Annotated in this window: 17 protein-coding genes; 3 read left to right on the top strand and 14 right to left on the bottom strand. The window is 61.6% G+C overall.

Going from position 1 to position 19,196, the window contains the following annotated elements; all coding sequences use genetic code 11:
* Window positions 1-184 precede the first annotated feature (184 nt).
* From VJZ71_10770 to VJZ71_10740, 7 genes are all read right to left on the bottom strand, one after another.
* Window positions 185-427 (bottom strand): hypothetical protein, encoded by a 243-nt coding sequence (locus VJZ71_10770; GenBank protein ID HKQ48543.1) that lies wholly within the window; start codon window positions 425-427, stop codon window positions 185-187.
* Between the two features lie 67 nt (window positions 428-494).
* A complete protein-coding gene (locus VJZ71_10765) occupies window positions 495-839 on the bottom strand; it encodes a hypothetical protein (protein HKQ48542.1) in 345 nt (114 codons plus the stop codon).
* 29 nt (window positions 840-868) lie between these two features.
* On the bottom strand, window positions 869-1,534 hold the full coding sequence (locus VJZ71_10760) for a hypothetical protein (protein ID HKQ48541.1): 666 nt from the start codon (window positions 1,532-1,534) through the stop codon (window positions 869-871).
* A 464-nt stretch (window positions 1,535-1,998) separates the two neighbouring features.
* Window positions 1,999-2,964, bottom strand: coding sequence for a hypothetical protein (locus VJZ71_10755; GenBank protein HKQ48540.1), 966 nt, complete (start codon window positions 2,962-2,964; stop codon window positions 1,999-2,001).
* Between the two features lie 104 nt (window positions 2,965-3,068).
* Window positions 3,069-3,929 carry a hypothetical protein gene (locus VJZ71_10750; protein HKQ48539.1) on the bottom strand — a complete coding sequence of 287 codons (861 nt, stop codon included), beginning with the start codon at window positions 3,927-3,929 and terminating at the stop codon, window positions 3,069-3,071.
* Window positions 3,930-3,965: 36 nt separating this feature from the next.
* Window positions 3,966-4,802 (bottom strand): adenylate/guanylate cyclase domain-containing protein, encoded by an 837-nt coding sequence (locus VJZ71_10745; GenBank protein HKQ48538.1) that lies wholly within the window; start codon window positions 4,800-4,802, stop codon window positions 3,966-3,968.
* A 20-nt stretch (window positions 4,803-4,822) separates the two neighbouring features.
* Window positions 4,823-5,278, bottom strand: coding sequence for a phage protease (locus VJZ71_10740; protein ID HKQ48537.1), 456 nt, complete (start codon window positions 5,276-5,278; stop codon window positions 4,823-4,825).
* A 174-nt stretch (window positions 5,279-5,452) separates the two neighbouring features.
* On the opposite strand from VJZ71_10740, the gene VJZ71_10735 reads away from it, so the two are divergent.
* Entirely contained in the window at window positions 5,453-5,671 is a 219-nt protein-coding gene (locus tag VJZ71_10735; GenBank protein HKQ48536.1) for a hypothetical protein, read from the top strand.
* Window positions 5,672-5,760: 89 nt separating this feature from the next.
* On the opposite strand, the gene VJZ71_10730 is transcribed toward VJZ71_10735, so the two are convergent.
* From VJZ71_10730 to VJZ71_10705, 6 genes are all read right to left on the bottom strand, one after another.
* Window positions 5,761-6,726: a hypothetical protein gene (locus VJZ71_10730; protein HKQ48535.1), complete on the bottom strand. Its 966-nt coding sequence runs from the start codon at window positions 6,724-6,726 to the stop codon at window positions 5,761-5,763.
* 37 nt (window positions 6,727-6,763) lie between these two features.
* The gene (locus VJZ71_10725; GenBank protein ID HKQ48534.1) at window positions 6,764-8,095 is read right to left on the bottom strand and encodes a hypothetical protein; all 1,332 of its coding nucleotides are present in this window, start codon (window positions 8,093-8,095) and stop codon (window positions 6,764-6,766) included.
* Window positions 8,096-8,172: 77 nt separating this feature from the next.
* Entirely contained in the window at window positions 8,173-9,522 is a 1,350-nt protein-coding gene (locus VJZ71_10720; protein HKQ48533.1) for an aspartate aminotransferase family protein, read from the bottom strand.
* Between the two features lie 572 nt (window positions 9,523-10,094).
* Window positions 10,095-11,171, bottom strand: coding sequence for a hypothetical protein (locus tag VJZ71_10715; protein HKQ48532.1), 1,077 nt, complete (start codon window positions 11,169-11,171; stop codon window positions 10,095-10,097).
* A 319-nt stretch (window positions 11,172-11,490) separates the two neighbouring features.
* A complete protein-coding gene (locus VJZ71_10710; protein ID HKQ48531.1) occupies window positions 11,491-12,318 on the bottom strand; it encodes a hypothetical protein in 828 nt (275 codons plus the stop codon).
* Window positions 12,315-12,965, bottom strand: coding sequence for an RNA polymerase sigma factor (locus VJZ71_10705; protein ID HKQ48530.1), 651 nt, complete (start codon window positions 12,963-12,965; stop codon window positions 12,315-12,317). Before VJZ71_10705 ends, VJZ71_10710 begins: the two co-directional genes overlap by 4 nt.
* 139 nt (window positions 12,966-13,104) lie before the next feature.
* Here VJZ71_10705 and VJZ71_10700 point away from each other — a divergent pair, with 139 nt between their 5' ends.
* Window positions 13,105-16,665: a TIM-barrel domain-containing protein gene (locus VJZ71_10700; protein ID HKQ48529.1), complete on the top strand. Its 3,561-nt coding sequence runs from the start codon at window positions 13,105-13,107 to the stop codon at window positions 16,663-16,665.
* Between the two features lie 204 nt (window positions 16,666-16,869).
* Complete coding sequence (locus VJZ71_10695; GenBank protein ID HKQ48528.1) at window positions 16,870-17,922, top strand: NAD-dependent epimerase/dehydratase family protein; 1,053 nt, start codon at window positions 16,870-16,872, stop codon at window positions 17,920-17,922.
* Window positions 17,923-18,111: 189 nt separating this feature from the next.
* Here the strand turns inward: VJZ71_10695 and VJZ71_10690 are convergent, their stop codons facing one another.
* A complete protein-coding gene (locus VJZ71_10690) occupies window positions 18,112-18,492 on the bottom strand; it encodes a hypothetical protein (GenBank protein HKQ48527.1) in 381 nt (126 codons plus the stop codon).
* Between the last annotated feature and the right edge of the window lie 704 nt (window positions 18,493-19,196).

Below are 19,196 nucleotides of genomic sequence, written 5' to 3'. Positions count from 1 at the left end.
GCAGGGCGTGAAAAGCAACAAGAATTGCAAGCCAAGGCCGTAATGAAGCAGGAGTCCGGCTCCGGCAACGAATCAAAAATCAGGGGCAACGCTCTCGTCCGAATGCGACGTTGGTCCCTGCGTTCGTTTCCACCGGAGCCGACTCCATTCTCCGGCTTCCACTCCGCATATCGCCCCGCGCCGCCTACGGGTACGGCAACAGCAGGTCGAACGGCGCGACCGGCGCGCCATCCACACCCGTCACCAATACGCCCGTCGCCAGGTAGACCACGCGGGTGGCCGTCGCGGCCCCGCCGGTCTGCACAAAAAGGGTGTCGGCGGCCGTCGTCTGCACATTAGAAATCGCCTTCAAGCCCGCCCCGGCATACACCTGCCAGCCCGCCGGGCTCTGCGGGGCGATGGCCTGAATCGGAAGATCGAACGTCACAAAGACCCGGCGGGTGGAAAACTCGTAATGGGCTTCAATCGGCAGGGGCGGGATCGGCGGCGGGATGTCAATTAACGGGAAAGCTTCCCTCGGTCATGTAACCTCCTGACAGCGAGCGGATGTTCGGCTCCATCGCCGGGATCACCAGCACCGAATCGACCGCCGGTGGGGCGGCGAAGGTGAGCGTGAAACCGGTCGGCGTTTTGGTCGTGATGCCCGTCGGGGCGACATCCTGCGGCATCAGCCGGTACTTGGGCAGCGCCTTGATCGTGATGATCATGTCGCAGGTCACCACGACGGTGCTGCCCACCACCTCAAAGGTTGCGGTCAGGTCAGCGCCGCGCGGGCGCTGGTTGGGCTGCGGGCGATTGCGTGACTGGGCGGGCCGTTGTCGGCGAGTTTGACGAATCATGGTAAGACCCCCTTTCAAGGGACAATCGTTTACGAAGCAATGGTAAAGCTAACAAACGGGCTCCACGGGCCGACTAATCCGCGTCGCGTCACCCAGCGGCCGAACAGGGTGGCGGTCTTGCCGTTGTCGGCGGGCGAGTATTGCACCGCGACCGGATTGACCGTCGCGACCTTGATGAACTTGGCGGTCAGCGGATTGCCGTCCGGTTCGTCGGCGATGTTGGCAAAGATGAGGATCATCGCCGCCCCAAAGGGCTTGGCCCGCTTGTCCGGCGTGTTCTGGTCGGCGTAGCGGATGGTATGCTCGCCCTGCGTGGCCCCGACCATCGAAAGCAGGGGGTTGGTGCTGGGGGCGGGGATCGGCGTATTGCCGGGATTGTCGAGGTTGAGCCCGAGAGCCACCTTGTCCTCCGGGGTCACACCGAAATTGGCCTTGATGAACATGGCGTAGGTGCGGATGGTCGGTTCGACCTGCGCCCGCACCACCGCGAACTGGGCCACAGTCACCGGCGTCCGGGTCTCCGGGGCGGTGGCCACCGTGTAGGAGGCATCCCACTCCGTGAAGAGGTCGGCGAGATACTGCCCGTCGCTGGGGGTCATGGCGTAACGGGGCGGGTCGGCGGCGATGAGGGAGGTGAAGTTGTCGAACCAGGCCCGCCGGTCGGCGAGCCGCGTGGGGATGTAAGGACCGGCCATGGGACCGATGCTCCTCTCGGACGAGAGGGACATTAAATTCGTACGCAGGCCCCACAGCGAAGTCAAGCGCCGCCGGGGATCAAAGTGCATTTTTCAATCGCCAGGGCGGAAATGCCCCTTCATCCCTGCCCGCATTCGCGCGAATGCCGTGCTCATTCGCGCGTTTGGCGCGCCCATTCGATCAAATGCGGCGCTCATTCTGTCGTTTGGCGCGCCCATTCGCGCGAATGGCGCGTTCATTTGGTCGTTTGGCGCGCCCATTCGATCAAATGCGGTGCTCATTCTGTCGTTTGGCGCGCCCATTCGCGCGAATGCGGCGCTCATTCGGCTGTTTGGCGCTCGCATTCGATCGTTGGTCGAGCCCATTCGACCGTATGGCGGCATCCGGCCAATGGGGTGATCGCAATAGACGACCTATCGCCGAAATGGTGCCGGTCCGTCGCTGGCCACCTGTTTTGATATCGTTAGCAATACCACGGCCGTATTCTGATCCATTCGTTCAAGCCAGCCAATGCACCCACATGCGGGCCACACATATACACAGAATAACCCGGGGCAATATCCGGCGGGAACTGAATGACTTGCGGAAGTACCGTGGCAAACATTTCACATAATCCAATAGTCGTGTGTACGATGAAGGCGAGGACGGAGAGCAGCGATCCCAACTCATTCGGCAATGAGTTCGTCGGGCACCAAATAGGCATCCCTGAGAACGGCTTATCTGGCGTCCTTATCGCAAACCCCTTCTCCGTGGTAAAAACGTACCCGACCGTACGGCCGGAATGAGATACCAAATCCCGAAACTCACGAAGCCATTGAAAGAACAAACTGCTTTGCGCATATACGGATGCCAGCTGCTGAGGAATTGAGTATCGCTCCGCAATTTGGTCAGTAGATTGCGGCGAGTTCGCGCGAAAGAGCATGTCAGCATAACTCTTGGGAAGTTCCCTCTTCTTGATAGTGCTATCAAACAGTCGGACGTTTTTCCACAGGCCGCGCAAGGTCTCCTGGAGTAAATCGAACAGACTTCGGCAAGTCGCGAAAATGTACTCAATTTCGCTCGTCACCATTCGCGCGCTGCCGGAGTTGTCATCACAATGATCGAAGATAAGCCGGAGCTTTTTAAAACTCGCCCCGATGTTATTTACATCATCGTAAATCCCGGTTACGAAGGATTCAACCGATGGCCAAAGCGCCCGTTGATGTAGAAAATTGAGCAACGCAAAACAAACGTGGTCCGGAGCAGCAGGTCGTTTTGCGAAGTAACACGACTCGACTGGAGTGCCTGCTAGGCGAATTGCTTTGGCTCCGGGGACGATCCACATTTTCCATTCGTTGTCTTCGTGTAGCGGATGCAATGCTATCGTTCGGCCTTGAAGATTAGCAAGGTCGAGGTGCGTTAGCTCGCTGAGTGCGTCGATGGTTGGCACAGCTGCGTTTACCGTATCTACAATTTCTCGGCGCTTTCATCTTCTGCACGTGGTGCTCGTCGAGGATTTCCTGGACGGTGACGTGCCTAATAACCCGCCCGACACTACGGCGTCTGCCAGCGGACCTTGCCGTCCGGGCCAAACAGCAACAGCGACGATTCGGAGTAGCTGGTGACCTTTCCATCTGCTGTCGTAATCTCGCTCGCGCCTAGCATGGCTCGCATGGTGCTATTCTCGTCGAACAGTTGCAGGCATGGATGGTTTTCAAGCACGGCCAGTCCGACGCGTGGCTTGCCCTTCTGGTCCGTGAGCAACAGGTGCGACCCGTCCTTGTGCAAACCTACCGTTGCGCGAACTTCGCCTTTTTCGTCGGACAGAGCTAGGCTCGCCCCATCCTTCTCAATCGCCAGCCCAATACGAGCCGTGCCTTTTTTGTCGAGAAAGTCCAGTCCTGGTCCATTTTTACCCACGAGCAGCGTGATACGACTGGTGCCATGTTCGTCGGACAGAATGAGGTTCGGCGCATCCCTGACGACACTGAGAGTAGTGCGGGGAATGCCTTTCTCATCGGACAGGGAGAGGCCAGTCACGTCCTTAGAAGAGCTAAATGTGACGCGGGCCTTTCCATTTTCATCGAAAAAGCCCAGCCAGGGCCCATCCTTACTCACGCCCAGCCCAGCGCGCGTTGTTCCTTTCTCATCGACTAGCCGGAAGCGCGGCCCGTTGTTGTCCACGGCTAGCTCGGCGTGGGACTTGCCCTGCTCGTCCTCAAGGACGAACCGGTTGGCGCGAACCTCCTTGATTGCGTTCGTCGCATTCTGCGCGAGCAGTGTTTGCGGCGAGAGAATCCAGACAAGCAGGACAATCCCAGGGCAAAGCGCCAATCCCACCAACAGGCGACGGTTGCGACGATTGGCTCGGCTCAGTGCCTTCTCCAAGTTCTCCAGTCGTTCTTCAATAGTCACGAAAGTCTCCTTTCTATTTTCTCGTCGGCCGGTCCTTTACGGGGGTGCAGAGATAATCTGCCTTGGTCGGTAGAGGCCCGCATCGCGAAGTAATCCAAGGCTTTCGCGCGCTCGATCCTCTGCCGATAACGGTTGGTAGTGAACCAGCACCATGCCCGGTTCGCGTTGGGAAATGCTTTTGTGAATCTTCCGCAATTCAGTCTCAGGCAAGTTTTTTAGGACAGCTTTGTACGACGGACAGAGTTCCCACGGTAGAAACATCTCTGCCGTCTTGCCGTCGGGTGTCTCGTAGGTGCGGGGTTTGAAGATGTCCGCAAACGACCGATTTCGCCAAGCGCTTTCCGGGAATACGATTGAAGACGGTCCCGCCTCTGATGCACAGCGCTTCGCCATGGTTACGGGTATACCGAAGACCGAGCAGTCGTATTTGAGCGGAGTCCCCACAATGCCGCAGGTAACAGGTCCGTAGGCAATTCCGATTCTGGGACAGAACTCCAATTCGTCCCGCTCGGCCATCCAACGCGCAGCGTTCAGCGCATCAAGAAAAGGGTCCTCGGAACCAAAGTCCTGCGAGAACACAACCATGATCTCGTCACCAATGTACTTGTCAACGATACCAGGCCCGCCCTTAAGGGCTTCGGCTGTAATCCAAGACAGGAAGTTGTTAACGAAGATGAGCGTCTCGGTCGAGGACAATTCGCTCGTCCGCCGCGTGAAACCGGAAATATCGGCGAAAAGTATTGCCGCGACAGTCTCGACGCCTTTCACCACGACATTTGCGCCCCAGCCATCGTCGACGGTGCCCTCAACTGACAGGGGGAATGACAAGACGTAATCTTGGAGTGAAGCAAACTTGTAGGTTACGCTGCCCATGGATTTTTTGCCTATCCAAGCTAATCACGGGTTCGATATTGGTCAACTCTTACTTGCCATCGCTCCGCCGCCTCCGGCGTCCACTGCACGTCGGCCCACAAACCGGCGTCGCGTTCCGCCCCGCCCGCGCGGGCCTCGTCCGGCGTGACGATCGCCAGCGCCTTGATCCAACCCGCCGCCGGCGCCTGGCCGGTCGGCGAGCTGTACGCGCCGCCCAGCGTCTGGTGCTCGTAATCAACGGGCAGGTCGGTCCCGTGCGCGGCGAATGCGGCGATCGTCGCCGCCGCGGCCTCGTCATCGACGACAAAGTTCCCCGCCGCCGTCCGCACCTCGCCCCACGGCGCGATCAGAATCCGCCCCGGCGGCTCCGCCCCGGAAATCGCCGCCGCCGTCATCACCACCTCGTCCGTCTGCGCCTCTGCATCCACGCTCGCTGCGTCCATCGGTCCTCGCTCGACATTCACCTTGACTTGCATGATCTCCTCCATTTTTCTTTTCCCTACGCCCCTACCCTTGCTCAGCGCTCCCTCTAATCCGGCGAGTCGGCGGAAAAAAAACGTAAGCCGCTTTCCTTCCTGGACTTGAAGTGACGGTAGAGGTTGGTTCGGCGCGGCGGGTGCGCTTATCGAGGAAGCGGCGGTGATCGGGCTATGGGAAAAGCCGGCGGCCGCGCCAACAGCATCACCGGCGCGGATGCGGGCGGATCACCGCACACGAAGGTATTCAGTGGAACGGATGGCGCGGAACTGCTTACCTTCTTCGCCTACGACGCCGCCTTCACCGGCGGCGTCCGCGTCGGACGGTCGTACGCGCAGCACGAGCAAAGCACGTCGAACGAAACCGCATCTCAGTTCGTACCGTCAGGTTGAAGCTTGTCTTTGTCCGCCGAGTCGGCAGAAGAGACGATTATGGGTGTCGAAACGACCCCGGCCTTCCGATGGAGGGACGGCATTGGGTATCAGCCTAAAATCCCTTCCTCAATCGCCGCCACGACAAGATTTGCCGTCGCCAGCATCAGAAGTCCGACGAGCGCCGCGGTCATCCCCAGAATCGCCGCATGAGGAAGGTGCAGGTAGTGCTTGAACCCCCGCCACAGGTACCAACTGAACACGCCCCAGGCAAAGACCGCGAACGAGAACTTCAGCACCGTCCTGAAGTGCGTGAACCGGAACAAGCTCGGCAACACGTAATAGGTCGCCAGATACGCCGCGGCGCACCACAGGCACACCGGCGTCGCTGTGTATGCGACAACTCTCAGCACTTGAACGAACCGGACGCGATACCGCCGCATCGTCTGCCGCAGCGCAATGAGCAGCCCGACCGCGCCGGCCAGCGGCAGGGCGACCGCGACCCCCATCCAGAGCAGGTAACTCCCGCCCTCCGTGTATGGCAGCAACGCAAACTCGCCAAGCCGGTAGGCCACGTCCAAAAAACGTCGCCGGACAACAGAGATACTCATCGGACGCATTCTGCGAACGGGGGCAACCAGGTAGATCGCTCGGCTCATGATCCACGCCGATCCATGCAGGGCGACAAAAAGGGTCGTCATGGATAAGACGATCGAGGCGAACAGGGGGATCAGCTTGATATCCTCATGCAGCGAAACGTTGGCCCAGAACCGCCGAGGCCATAGCGACTGCCACACGGTCGCCCCCCACGACCGCAGCGGTCGCCTCAACCAATGATGCTCAAAAAGAAACTCGCTCCGGCGCGTCGCGTTGTCCAGCACAGCCCGCCAGTCAAAATCCAGCCCGCATTCCGTACACTTCGGCCGCGTCAGCGTCCGCAGGTTGTAACCGCACCGCGAGCACAACACGTCGAACGAAATGGCGTCCCAGACCGGCGTGCCATCCGGCTTAAGGGACCCTACTTCGACGTCGATCGTCGGCCCTGCGCTCATGGTGGTTTCTGGAGCGGCTGGCATCGTACCGCCTTCCCGAAGCGATGGCGATTCGGCGCACTCACTTTGTCGCCCGAGGCCAGAAGACGTAGTCCCCGCCGTTCTCCTCACCGAACTTAGGATCGTGCTTCCCGCCGTCGTCTTTGCCATCGACACCCACGGAGTACAGGAGGGGTTCGCCATCGTTCAAGCGGTAAACAAACATCTTTCCCGAATAGGGGTCGATGGCCAATGAGGACCGCGTCTTGACTTTGAGTTCCTTCGTAATAGGCGTAAGCGATTCTGGCCACTTTCCCTTCTTCGCATACTCGGCATGAAGCACCAGAACGATCAAGGTACCTCGGCGCTCAGCTTCGATTCTTAGGGCGAGTTCATAAGAACGGATTCGATTCGGGGCAACCAGCTTAACAAAGGAGTTCTTCGCGATCTTCGGGCGCAATTCCGAGATGGCGTCGCGCAGCCGACGAAGCCCCTTGCGCGTTGGCGAATTGCCCGATGAAATAGCGATGTCGGAGTTCAATTCGTCGAACAACTCCGCACTAGCTTTGAAATCAAAATCCGGCTTGAAGTCATCACCGATGTTCATACCTAATGCCTCTAGGTAAGGGCGATAGGACTCCCATTTCTTGACGTCCCCTCCGGTCTTTTGGTAAAAATGCTGCAAGAAGTTAAGTTCCATGGCCCACTCGACCAAACGGATTCTCTCCTGGCGAAGCGCGCTTTTCTCGAGCGTGGCAAGCTCATCAAACAGTAGAGCGCATTGATCCGCGGGGATTGAACCCGAGCCGAGCGCTCGCAGGATATCCTCGTGAACAAGCGTTCGGAGCGAGACGGCCACGAACCCCGTGATGATCATCGAACAGCTTTCCATGTGCGTTGCGTGCCGGAGAATGCTCCGCCAAGCTTCGATTTGATTCTCCATGCGCCCCTCGCCCTCCTTCCAACCCTTCACCAGCATGGCTTTAGCGATCGTTCGAGCGGAGGCAAGAAACGGAATCGTGATTTCAACCAAGTTTGGGAGCGTTGGTGGGGCCGGCACCCAGCAGTACTTTCGGCGGAGCGCTTCCTTTAGAATATTTTCGTATGGCTCGCAGTCCTTCAGGTACGAGGCCAACTCAGGAAATTCTTCCGCAGTCCATACCCGACCTATGGCTCTATCGAATTGTTCCGCCGCCTTGCCCTCCGGCGGTTTGATCCCGTCGCAGTCCTTGCCGGGACACAGTTTCATGTAGACGTGATAGGCGTTGTCCTTCTCATCCCGCCCGCGTCGAACAAAATCGTTGTACCACCCAACGTAATCAACCGGCTTGTCAAACGTCAGTCGCGGCGGTCGATCAGGAATGTCTTTCGGCCCGGACCACGCGCGATCGGACAGAGCGAATACTACAGCCACACCAATAGCGCCTATCAACCTCTGTCGCAACATGACTCCGGCCCCTCTTCTTTTCGCTATTCGCTATTCGCTATTCGTCATTTCCCCACCACCCCGAACACCTCATCCAAACACCCCACCATGAACTCCGCATCCGCCCCCGTCAGGCACATCGGCGGCTTGATCCGAAGCACGTTCCCGTACAACCCGCCCTTGCCGATCAGGAGACCGCGGTTCTTGGCCTCCTCCAGAACCTGCGCCGCCTCCGCCGTCGCCGGCTCCTTCGTCACGCGATCCTTCACCAGCTCCACGCCCAGCATCAGCCCCAGTCCGCGGACCTCGCCGATCAGCTTGTGCTTGTCCATCAGCGCCGTCAGTCCGTCCTTAAGCTGCGTCCCCACCTTCAGCGCGTTCGCCTGAATCCCCTCGCTGTCGATCATGTCGAGCGTCGCCATGCCGTACGTCGCCTGCACGGGATTCCCCGCGAACGTGTTGAAATGAAGCTTGCCGGTCAGCGCCTTGGCGATCGTTGGCGTCGTCGTGACCGCGCCGAGCGCCGTCCCGTTGCCGATCCCCTTCGCCATGCACACCATGTCCGGCATCACGTCCCAATTCTGAAAGCCCCAGAAGTGGGTGCCCGTCCGCCCGAAGCCCGTCTGCACCTCATCCGCGATGCACACGCCGCCCGCCTTGCGCACCTCCTCGTACGCGATCTTGAAATACTCCTTCGGCGGCGTGACCGACCCGCCGACGCCCATGATCGGCTCGGCGATGAACGCCGCGACTTTGCCCGGCGTCGCGAACTTGATCAGCTCGCCGATGTCCTGCGCACACTTCACCTCGCACGACGGGTACGTCAGCCCCAGCGGGCAGCGATAGCAATACCCCGGCATCCCGTGGTGCACGCCGAACGAATGCGGCGTCGCGTACTTCCACGTCGAATGCGCCGTCAACCCCATCGTCGTCTGCGACCCGCCGTGATACGCGTTGCGCAGGGCGATCACGTCGAACGCCCCCGTGTACATCCGCGACGTCAGGATCGCCAGGTCGTTCGCCTCGCTGCCGCTGTTCGTGAAGTACGTCACCTTCAGATCGCCCGGCATGTGCTCGGCCAGCTTCTTGCCATACTGCCCGACGGTCGGGTGAATGTAGATCGTCGTCGTGTGTTGGAGGAGTCCGACCTGCTCGCGGACCCGCTCGACCACCTTGGGATGGCAATGCCCCACGCTCACGGTCACGATCCCCGCGAAGGCGTCGAGATAGCGCGTGCCCTTCTCGTCCCACAGGTACTGCATGTGCCCCTCGACGGCCATGAAGGGCTCTTTGTAGTAAGTGATGAGGGCAGGCGTAAGATACTGCTGCCGCAGCGCCAGCACCTCGGCCTTGCTCGGGCCGGTATAGGGCCGCGGCTTATGGTTGCAAACCGGTAGCGAAATAGACTTGGGCATGGGATCGTTCCTTTCCGCGAATATTGTCTCTGAGCAGCGATCGGTGGTCAAAGGAAGCGTTGGGCCATTCGGACGCCCATTGGCGCCGCGTCAGACACATGGTGAACGGTAATAATTTGGGTGATGACCGGCACGGCCACCCGAAACTCGAAGGTTCTTCGGAAGACTAGCGTTGTTCTCTTAGGCCTTTGGATTATTATCCTGCCGATCAGAGTCGACGTTCCGATCAAAGCGAACGTTGCCGTCGGTCTCGTATATGGGAGCTTCGTAGTATTCAACTGCTCCGGACGCACCTGTTCGATGCGTGCAAAATTTGAAATTGGCTTCGATCCTGCGGTTATACCTGGAGTCGTGTCAGTTGGTAGCAGAGGCTGTCAATACCAAACAGCCTACTGTCCTCTCTGGATACTTTTGATCATCATATTGTACTTTGTTGAACGATCCCGGAAATCGCTCAGCGAGGGACACTGCGTCGCATGCGATTACGACTTGACCGGCAACGTCTCCGGCCGCTGCCCCGAGTGCGGCAAACCCATCGTGAATGCAAGTAGACAGACTTGTTAAACGAAAAGCTACGGCCCCGCCACCCGCTCATACTCCCCATGCTCCGAATGAAACTTCTTCTGCGCCGCCCGGTCCGTCGCCGCGAATGTCCCCCCGATCTTCACGATCGACTCGTTGAACTCCTGCAGGTGTTTTGATGTCACGCGCTCCGGCGGGATCGGCACTAGCATCGACCAGCGTGTCGGCGGCACCAGCGCGACCGTCGTCCGCAGCGTCAGCAGCTTGCCCACGCCGTTGCGATAACCCTTCCACGACCGGCCGATCTGCTCGCGCTTCCAGAAATACTCGACCCGCGCCCGCCGGCCCGTGCAGTAACGCGGGTTCCAGTCCTGCGGCCCGGCCAGCACCGCCAGGAACACGAGCTGCGAAAGGTCGGCGTGCCCCGCCTCGTGCTCGCCGCGCGCCGCGGCCAGTTCCTTCTTGAGCGGGTCCTCGCGGACGACAATCGACTGATCCAGGCTGAAGGTCACCGGCGCCAGCAGCGTCGCCTCAATGCGCGTCCCCGGCACGCTTGACTCCCCCGGCAGCGGCTTGCCGTCCGGCCCGTCCGCCGGCACCTTGTGCAGCGTGTACAAAATCCGCGCCGTATCGTCGCTCACCAGCTCGTGAAAGTGAATCCCCACGACATCCTGCAAATCCGCCGCCATCCACTTCTTCCACACGGCGTCGGGCATCTCGATGAGCGGAATCGAATCCGGGTTCTTCGTCGCCTCGTCCGGTCGGCGCCGCTCGCGGGCCATGGTCGGCATCGCCGCGCGCCGCTCCGCCAACTCGCCCGCGCGCCAGTTCCCCGCGTTTTTCTCGCTCGGTGTGACGAACAGCTCCCACGGCACGCCCTCGCGCGCGGTCGCGGCCCTCCCCGCCCGATAGGTCCAATCCCCCATCTCGATCGGCGGCCCCGGCTCCGGTCTGTTCTTCGATACTTCGTTCAGCGGCCACAACTGCACGGCTCGCCGTCCGCTCCGGCCTTTCAATCTCGCCGAATCATCCCCCACGACAAATCCCGCGGTCAAAAACAGCGCCGCCGCGCAAGCGCCGACGACGGGCCATAACGCCCGGCAAGGGTTTCGCGGCGGAAGTGACATGAACGGCCTCCGAGGAGGGTCGAGGGTGTGCAGGCTCGCGTGCCCTATTGTATCCCGCCGAACCGCGCCCGGCCAATCAGTCCCCGGTCGCCTCTGCGACTCGACTGGGCGAGCCGCGGGCCGGAGATTCGCCGTTGCCGGGCCGGTCTTCAGCCGGCCAGCTTTTGCCACGCATTTCAATGCGTGGTCGGCGTGTTCAACCAAATCTCTTTTTCATTTTGAACTTCAGCCGGCTTCAGCCGGCTTGGTCCCGCGAAGTTAACGCCGCAACAAAGGGACCAGAAAAAGGCGAATTGTTGGCGGACTCACACGAACGACCTCACGGTCGATAGGTCGCGTTCTTGATCCACTCCGAGGGAACATCAATCTCCTGGAAGTAATCGACCACGGACGGCCGATCGAGCGGCGTCACTTCAAAGAGCATGAGCTTCCCGATCTTCCGCCGGAAAAGGTTCAAACCGCAATCCCCCGCGAGCGTCTGGCCCGCATCCTTCGACGCGTCATCGACGAGCACGATCACCTCTTCGTCGCGAACCTGAGCCAGGAAAACGACCGTCGCCGGGCTGAGGCAATTCGCATACGACAGCCCAACCATCGCAATCCCCTTCGGCGCATCCACAAACGCCAGCCCCTGCCCGAGCCGCAGATAAAACGTCGTGGCAAACTCCTTTTCGTCGTCGCACACCCACTTCGGTTTGAATCCCGTCGCCAACAGGTCCTGATACACCTGTTCCATCCGCATTTTCGGAAGGACCGCGGCGATCGGCGCTCGCGTCAGACTGCTCTCGTCCTGCCACGTCAGCCACGCCCACCATCCGCCGGCCGCCAGCAGCAGCGCGGCCGCCGCGACCGCCGTTCCCCAGATGATCGGGCTGATCTTCGCGCGGCGCCGCGGAACCACGACGACCGACGCAGGCGCGCTCTTCGACGGCGTACCAAGTACCCGCGCCAGAATCGCCTCCACCGGCGGCGGCGCGAAGACCCGCCGCAGCGCCGCGTCGATCAACGCCTGCCGATCCAGCTCCGCGCGCAGCACCGCGCTCTGCGACCGCATCTGTTCAAACGTCTGCCGCTGCCCCGCGTCCATCAGCCCGTCCACGTGAGCGTTCACCCATTGCGCGATCTGTTGATACTGATTCTGGTTCATGCTGGCTTTCTGACCGCCGCGGTGGTCCGTGTCGCGGCCGGTTCATGACTCGTCGGCGGTTGCATTCCGCCCAGTCGCTGCCTCAAAGACTCTCGTGCGCGGTGCACGTGACTCATCGCCGTGCCCGCAGGGATCCCCATGAGCTTCGAAATCTCCGCATATTCCAGCCCCTCCAGCGTGCGCAGAAGCAGGCACGCCCGCGCCGTCTCGCCGACCTCGCCCAGCGCCCGCATCATGCGGTCATCGAACATTCGCTGGTCCGCCGGCAAACGGCCCTGCGCGATCATCGCCAGCCCGGCGGCGTCTCCATCCGCCGGCCCGGCGTTGGCGCGCTCCTGTTCGGCGAGCTTCAAGCCCGCGCGCTGCCGCTGTTCTTTCCGCGCCGCGTTCAGCGCGACATTGCGCACCATCTGTCCCATCCACGCCGTGAAGCTGGTCCCCTCCTGAAATTGCTCGAACTTGCCCAGGCCGATCAGCGCGGCTTCCTGCACGACATCCTCTGCCAGGGCCCGATTCCCCACGATGCCCGCCGCGATCGTCCACAAGATCGGGAACGATTGGGAGAAATGCTGCGCGAACGCCTTCCGGGCTTCCTCTGTGGAGAAAGCAGATTCCCCGTGCCCGGGCGTGGCGTCCGGCTTCGACATCGCTTGAAGGATCCTCAACTATCCATGTCGCCAAACAGGGCTATTCTTGCAGATTCTCGCCCCGGATTGGCCTTTTTTCTCAGACAAACTACCATCGTCGGTTTGCTCACGGATACGTTTTAGACTTCGGAGGTGCAGGATGCCGGGCAAAGGCACAAAACTCTGGCCGCCGGCCCAATGGGCGGCCCATTCCCTTATTTCCATTGGGTTCGTTGGCAGCGCCCCTGCCGCGACCCCTGACGCGCACAATCCCCTCGCCGATCCCAAGGCCGTCGTCATTTCCGGCAACGCCCGCTTCACTCTCCTCTCTCCTTCGATGGTCCGCCTCGAGTGGTCCCCCGACGGAAAGTTCGAAGACCGCGCCTCCCAGGTCATCATCAACCGCCGCCTGAGCGTCCCCAAGTTCGACGTCTCCGAAGGCGGCGCGATCCATCCCACCACCCAACCGGACGCCAAATGGCCCGCCGACGGTCACAAGGTCCTCAACATCACGACCGACCGCCTCGTCATCAAATACAAGCAAGACGGCCAGCGCTTCACCAACGACAACCTTCTCGTGAAGTGCCGGATCGGCCCCGGCGAAACCTGGTGGGAGGCCGCCCCGCCGTTCACGCAATCCACCAACCTCGGCGGCACTGTCCGCACCCTCGACGGAATCTCCGGCAGTTGCCCCCTCGATCCCGGCTTGCTCAATCGCTACGGCTGGACCTTCCTCGACGACTCGAACTCGCTGCTCTTCGATCGCGGCGATCCCTCGTCCGTCACCGGTGACGTCAAAGACTGGCCCTGGGCGACTCCGCGCCACTCAAGCCTCAAGCCTCAAGCCTCAAGCCTTCCGGTTGACTGGTACATCATCGTCTACGGCAACGACTACCCCAAAGCCCTCGCCGACTTCACCCAACTCGCCGGCCGCATCCCCCTCCCGCCGCGCTACGTCTTCGGCGCGTGGTGGTCGCGCTACTGGGCCTATTCCGACGCCGAACTCCGCGACCTCGTCAAGCAGTTCCAGCAAAACGACGTCCCCCTCGACGTCCTCGTCATCGACATGGACTGGCATCTCGACGGCTGGACCGGCTACACCTGGAACCCGCAGTACTTCCCCGACCCAGACGGCTTCCTCAAATGGGTCCACGAACAGGGCCTGAAAGTCACGCTCAACCTCCACCCCGCCGAAGGCGTCGGCAAACAGGAAGCCCGCTTCGCCGAGGTATGCAACGCCATGGGCCTCGATCCCGCAGTGACCGACCGCGTCCCCTTCGACTCCACCGGCAAGGACTACGTCGACGCCTATTTCAAGTACCTCCATCACCCCCTCGAAAAACAGGGCATCGACTTCTGGTGGATGGACTGGCAACAGGGCAAACAGACAAACATCCCCGGTCTCGACCCGCTCTGGTGGCTCAACTACCTGCACTGGACCGACCAGATCCGCCGAGAGAAAGAGACCGGTCGCCGCCCGCTCATCTTTTCCCGCTGGGGAGGTCTCGGAAATCACCGCTACCAGATCGGTTTCTCCGGCGACACCTTCTGTAACTGGCCGTCGCTCGCCTTCCAGCCGCACTTCACCGCAACCGCCGGCAACGTCGGCTACGCCTACTGGAGCCACGACATCGGCGGTCACCAGCCCGGTAAAGTCGATCCCGAACTCTACACCCGCTGGATCCAATGGGGCGCGCTCTCGCCGATCCTCCGCACCCACACGACAAAAAACCCCGACGCCGAGCGCCGCCTCTGGGCCTTCCCCAGCGATCACTTCACGGCGATGAAAAAAGCCTTCAAGCTCCGCTACGAACTCCTCCCCTACATCTACACCATGGCCCGCAAGTGCTACGATACATCCCTCCCCCTCTGCCGCCCGCTCTACTACCACTGGCCCGACCTCGAAGAATCCTATCGCTTCACTGGCCAATACATGTTCGGCGACGACCTCCTCGTCGCCCCCGCCACCGAACCCGCGACCTCGCAAACCGGCTGCGCGATGGTCCAGGTCTGGCTCCCGCCTGGCGAATGGACCCACTGGTACACCGGTCGCTCTTACAAAGGCCCGCAATCCATCCTGCAGGTCGTCCCCCTCGACGAGATCCCGCTCTTCGTCCGCGCAGGCGCGATCATCCCGACCCAGGCGCCGATGAAGACCTCCGACGAAAAGCCTGTCGACCCGCTCGTCCTCAATCTCTTCCGGCCTCCCTCCTCAGAAACTCAAGCCCCAAGCCTCAAGCCTCAAGCCTCCGTCTACGAAGACGACGGCCGCGGCAACGGCTACGCAAAGGGCGAGTGCGCCTGGACGCCGATCTCCCACAAACTCGAAGTCCCGGCGCGCCGGGACTGGCACATCACCATCGGCCCCACCGAAGGCTCGTTCCCGGGAATGTCCCCCCAGCGCGGCTACGAACTCCGCGTCCATGACCTCCCCCCCGGTCTCACGCGAGTCGCCGTCAATGGCAAGCTCATCAACGCCAAGAGCGAGCGCACCGAATCCGACACGCCCTACTTCTGGTACGACACCGCCATCATGGGCCCGACGATCTCCATTCCCCCCACGAAGCGCACCGAAAAAGTCGAGATCGTCATCCACGAACCCTACGGCGACGGCTCGCTGGTCGAAGCCATGAACGGCTTCCGCGGAATCGCCCGCACCCTGTGTCAGGCCAACGACCTCTGCAAGACCGAGCTGCTCAGCGGCGGCCGCAACTGCGATACGCTCGACTACGTCTTCAACGTCCTCGAAGACGTGCTCGACCAGTCCGAAGCCATCCGCCAGTGGCGCATCCGCTGGGGCCAGTACATCACCAAGGCCATCAAGACCCCCGCCGAAATCCAGCAGCAGATGAAGACCATCCTTCGCCTCCTTGGAATGCACTATAAGGCCCGGCTCAGCGTCTCCTCCCCAAACTCCCGCTTCCTCAATGCCGACATCGTGGTCGGTTCCGTCCTGCCACTCCCCGACCTCAAGAACATTGATGTCAATGTCCGTCTCCTCCCCATGCCCGGCTGGAAGCGAGTTGGCCCCGGCCAGTGGGACGCCCACGGTCCCAGCGACGCCGCACCGCTCCTCGCCAACCCGGTCCTGGAGAGCGAAGACCCCATCGACACGGGCGTCTTTCGCGCCGCCCTCTCCATCCGCAACGATGCCCTCGATCTCGGCATCGCCTTCCCCATCGAAGTGATCTTCCTCCCTTCCATCAACGCCTGGCACGTCCTCGGACCCTTCGACGCCCCCGAGGCCGACCGCCTCCAGCGCGTCTTCCCCCCGGAACAAAAGCACGATCTCGCCGCCACCTACGACGGCCGCGGCGGCAAGAAAATCGCCTGGCGCACCTTCCGCCGCGACATCCAGCCCGGCGGCGACCTCACGAGCGAATTCTTCGTCGACTTCGACGACGTCTTCGGCGAGCGCGTCAACGACGTTGTCGTCTACGGCTTCACCTACCTCGACGCCGCCGCCGAAACCGACGCCACTCTCGCCCTCGGCAGCGATGACGGCGTCGTCGTCTGGATCAACGGCGAAGAAGTCCACCGCCACGACGTCGGTCGCCCCTACTCCTCCCGCTCCGACCTCGTCCCCGTAAAATTGAAGGAGGGCCGCAACACCCTCCTCCTCAAGATCGCCCAAGGCGCCGGCGACGGAGGCTTCTGCGTCCGCGTCGAAGACCCCAAAACCGCCAAACCCATCCCCACCATCAAAGCCCGCCTCCAGTAGCGCACTGTGGGGCGGGCCTCTGTGCCCGCCATCGCTCCGCCGCCGATCAGAACCGGGCACGCAAGCGCCTGCCAGGAAACCGCTCAACCACACTTGATGCTCTTCTCACTGCGCAACTCCGCCCAACCCGAGCTCGCGATCGGGGTTCTGACTCGCAAACCCCCAATCTTGTAAATCCCGCCCCCTTCCACTAGTTTCTCCCCCATGAACCTCGTCACCGGCGCCACCGGCCTCCTCGGCTCCCACATCGTCGAACAGCTCCGCAAACGCAATCGCCCCGTCCGCGCCCTCGTCCGACCCACCGCCGACACCACCTTCCTCAAAAGCCTCGGCGTTGAACTCGTCCCCGGCGACCTCTCCGACCCGCCCTCCATCGCCCGCGCCTGCCAGGGCGTTCAGTGCATCTACCACGCCGCCGCCCGCGTCGGTGACTGGGGCCCCTGGGAGGACTTCGTCCGCATCACCATCGACGGCTCCCGCAACCTCTTCGACGCCGCCGAGGCCGCCGCCGTGCCCCGCTTCATCCACATCAGCAGCATCAGCGTCTACGGTCACGTCAACCAGCCCGGACTCGTCATCGACGAGACCGCCCCGCTCGGTCAGCAGCTCTACAAGTGGTCCTACTACACCCGCGCGAAAGTCGTCGTCGAGGAGGAGCTGTGGCGCCGCGTCCGCGCCGGCAGCAAAGTAAAATACACCGTCATCCGCCCGAGCTGGCTCTACGGCCCGCGCGACCGCGCCACCATCGGCCGCCTCGTCACCATGATCAAGAGCCGCAAGGCCAAGCTCCTCGGCTCCGGTGACAACCGCCTCAACGTCGTCTACGCCGGCAACGTCGCCGAGGCCTGCATCCTCGCCGCCGACAACCCCGCCGCCGTCGGCCAGGCCTACAACTGCTCCAACGACGGTCAGCTCACCCAGCGCGAATACTTCGACCTCCTCGCCAAGGCCATCGGTGAGCCCCCGGTCACCAAGCGCGTCCCCTTCAAAGTCGCCTACCGCGCCGCCTTCGTCCTGGAGTGCATCGGTCACCTCTTCAAAACCAAAAAGCCCCCGCTGGTGACGCGCTACGCTGTCTGGCTCATGGGCCGCGACACGTTCTTCAGCGCGGATAAGGCGCGAAGGGAATTAGGCTGGAAATCAACAGTGGGGTACAAGGAAGGCATCCCCGCGACAATCCGCTGGTACGAACAATCGCACAACGCTTTAGCCCCCGGTGAATCACCGGGGGCTTCCCCCGCTCCCGTTGCGTCGTGAATCACCGGGGGCCGTCGTCCCCGCAAACGTGTAGCGTCCGTTCAGATCCGAGCCCGGAACGCGAGCGACGGGTATTGTACGACCCACCCCTCGCTGGCCGGCCGGCGGCTATCACGACGTCGCCGCTGGCACCCAACCCGCCCAACTCCCTCAAGTCTCGAGCCCCAGGATTCAGGCTTGTAGCCTGATTTACGATGGCCGGCAGCACGCCTTCCGGCACGTCGGCTTGCAGGGCGACTTGCGGGGCTCCTTGTAGGATGCTTTCTTGATGATCGGCTCGCAGCTCCCCTCGTCCACGTACTCATACTTAATCTTTCCGGGCTCCGGCGGCAGTTGCACCTCTACCACGCGCTGCGGCGGACACGGCAGCTTCGTCCGATGCACCCGCACCACCCGGTCCGGCAGGCGGGGCGCTTTCTTGTAGACGTACTTGGGAGGGGGGCAATTCCTGCACTGGACGGTCTCGTAGCGATCTTCATAGATCTTGTCGTTGTTCGAACAGGCCGACAACCACAGCAGTCCCACCAGGGCGCAGGCGACTGGCGTTTTCGTAAGGAGTGACCGATTCATCAAGGTACCCTCCAAAAGCAAAGACACGAAACCGAATTGAGTGCCGCGCTCGCGGCCCTTCGCTCGTCCCATGATAGATCGCGACGGATTTAGGATTGATTAATTCACGATAACAGGATCGTTACCGCAGTTGAAATTCTGGTCACCAGGGGCTGCATCGAGAATGTCCATGCGCGCCCGGTTCGCCTCTTGTGAAACCGGCTCCCAGCCGGTAAACCCTTTTGGCCCGGCAGGGCCCACGAAGGTTGCCAGGCGTTTCAACGCCTGGAAAACGGCCTAAAGCCTCTCGGCCCGGCAGGGCCCACGAAGGTTGCCAGGGTGTTTCAACCCCTGGAACTGAAATCCCCCTCCCATCATTCGCCATCCCCCACCCACATCCGACCTCCGCGCTTCCCCTATTCCCCTGTCACCTGCTTACCTGTTCATCTTGTCCCCCATCCCCCATCCGACTTCCACCACCACGCCCCCCGCATGCCATCGAACCCCATTTTAGCCCCCGGTGAATAACCGGGGGGCTTCTCCGCCCGCGATTCCATTAATCACCGGAGGCCGCGCGTACGGCGCGTGAATCATCAGAAACCTCACATACCGCCACCCGTGGGACAGCTACGCCCGCGCCCCCCAACCCCCTTAGCCCCCGCTGAATTATCGGGTACCGCTTTGTATACAAACCGCTAGCGTTCGTCCCTCGTGCCAAGGATAGA

Source organism: Phycisphaerae bacterium (assembly GCA_035275405.1).
Taxonomy (GTDB): domain Bacteria; phylum Planctomycetota; class Phycisphaerae; order UBA1845; family UTPLA1; genus DATEMU01.
The sequence above is the reverse complement of the archived record's forward strand: the minus strand, read 5'-3'. Positions and strand labels throughout refer to the sequence as shown.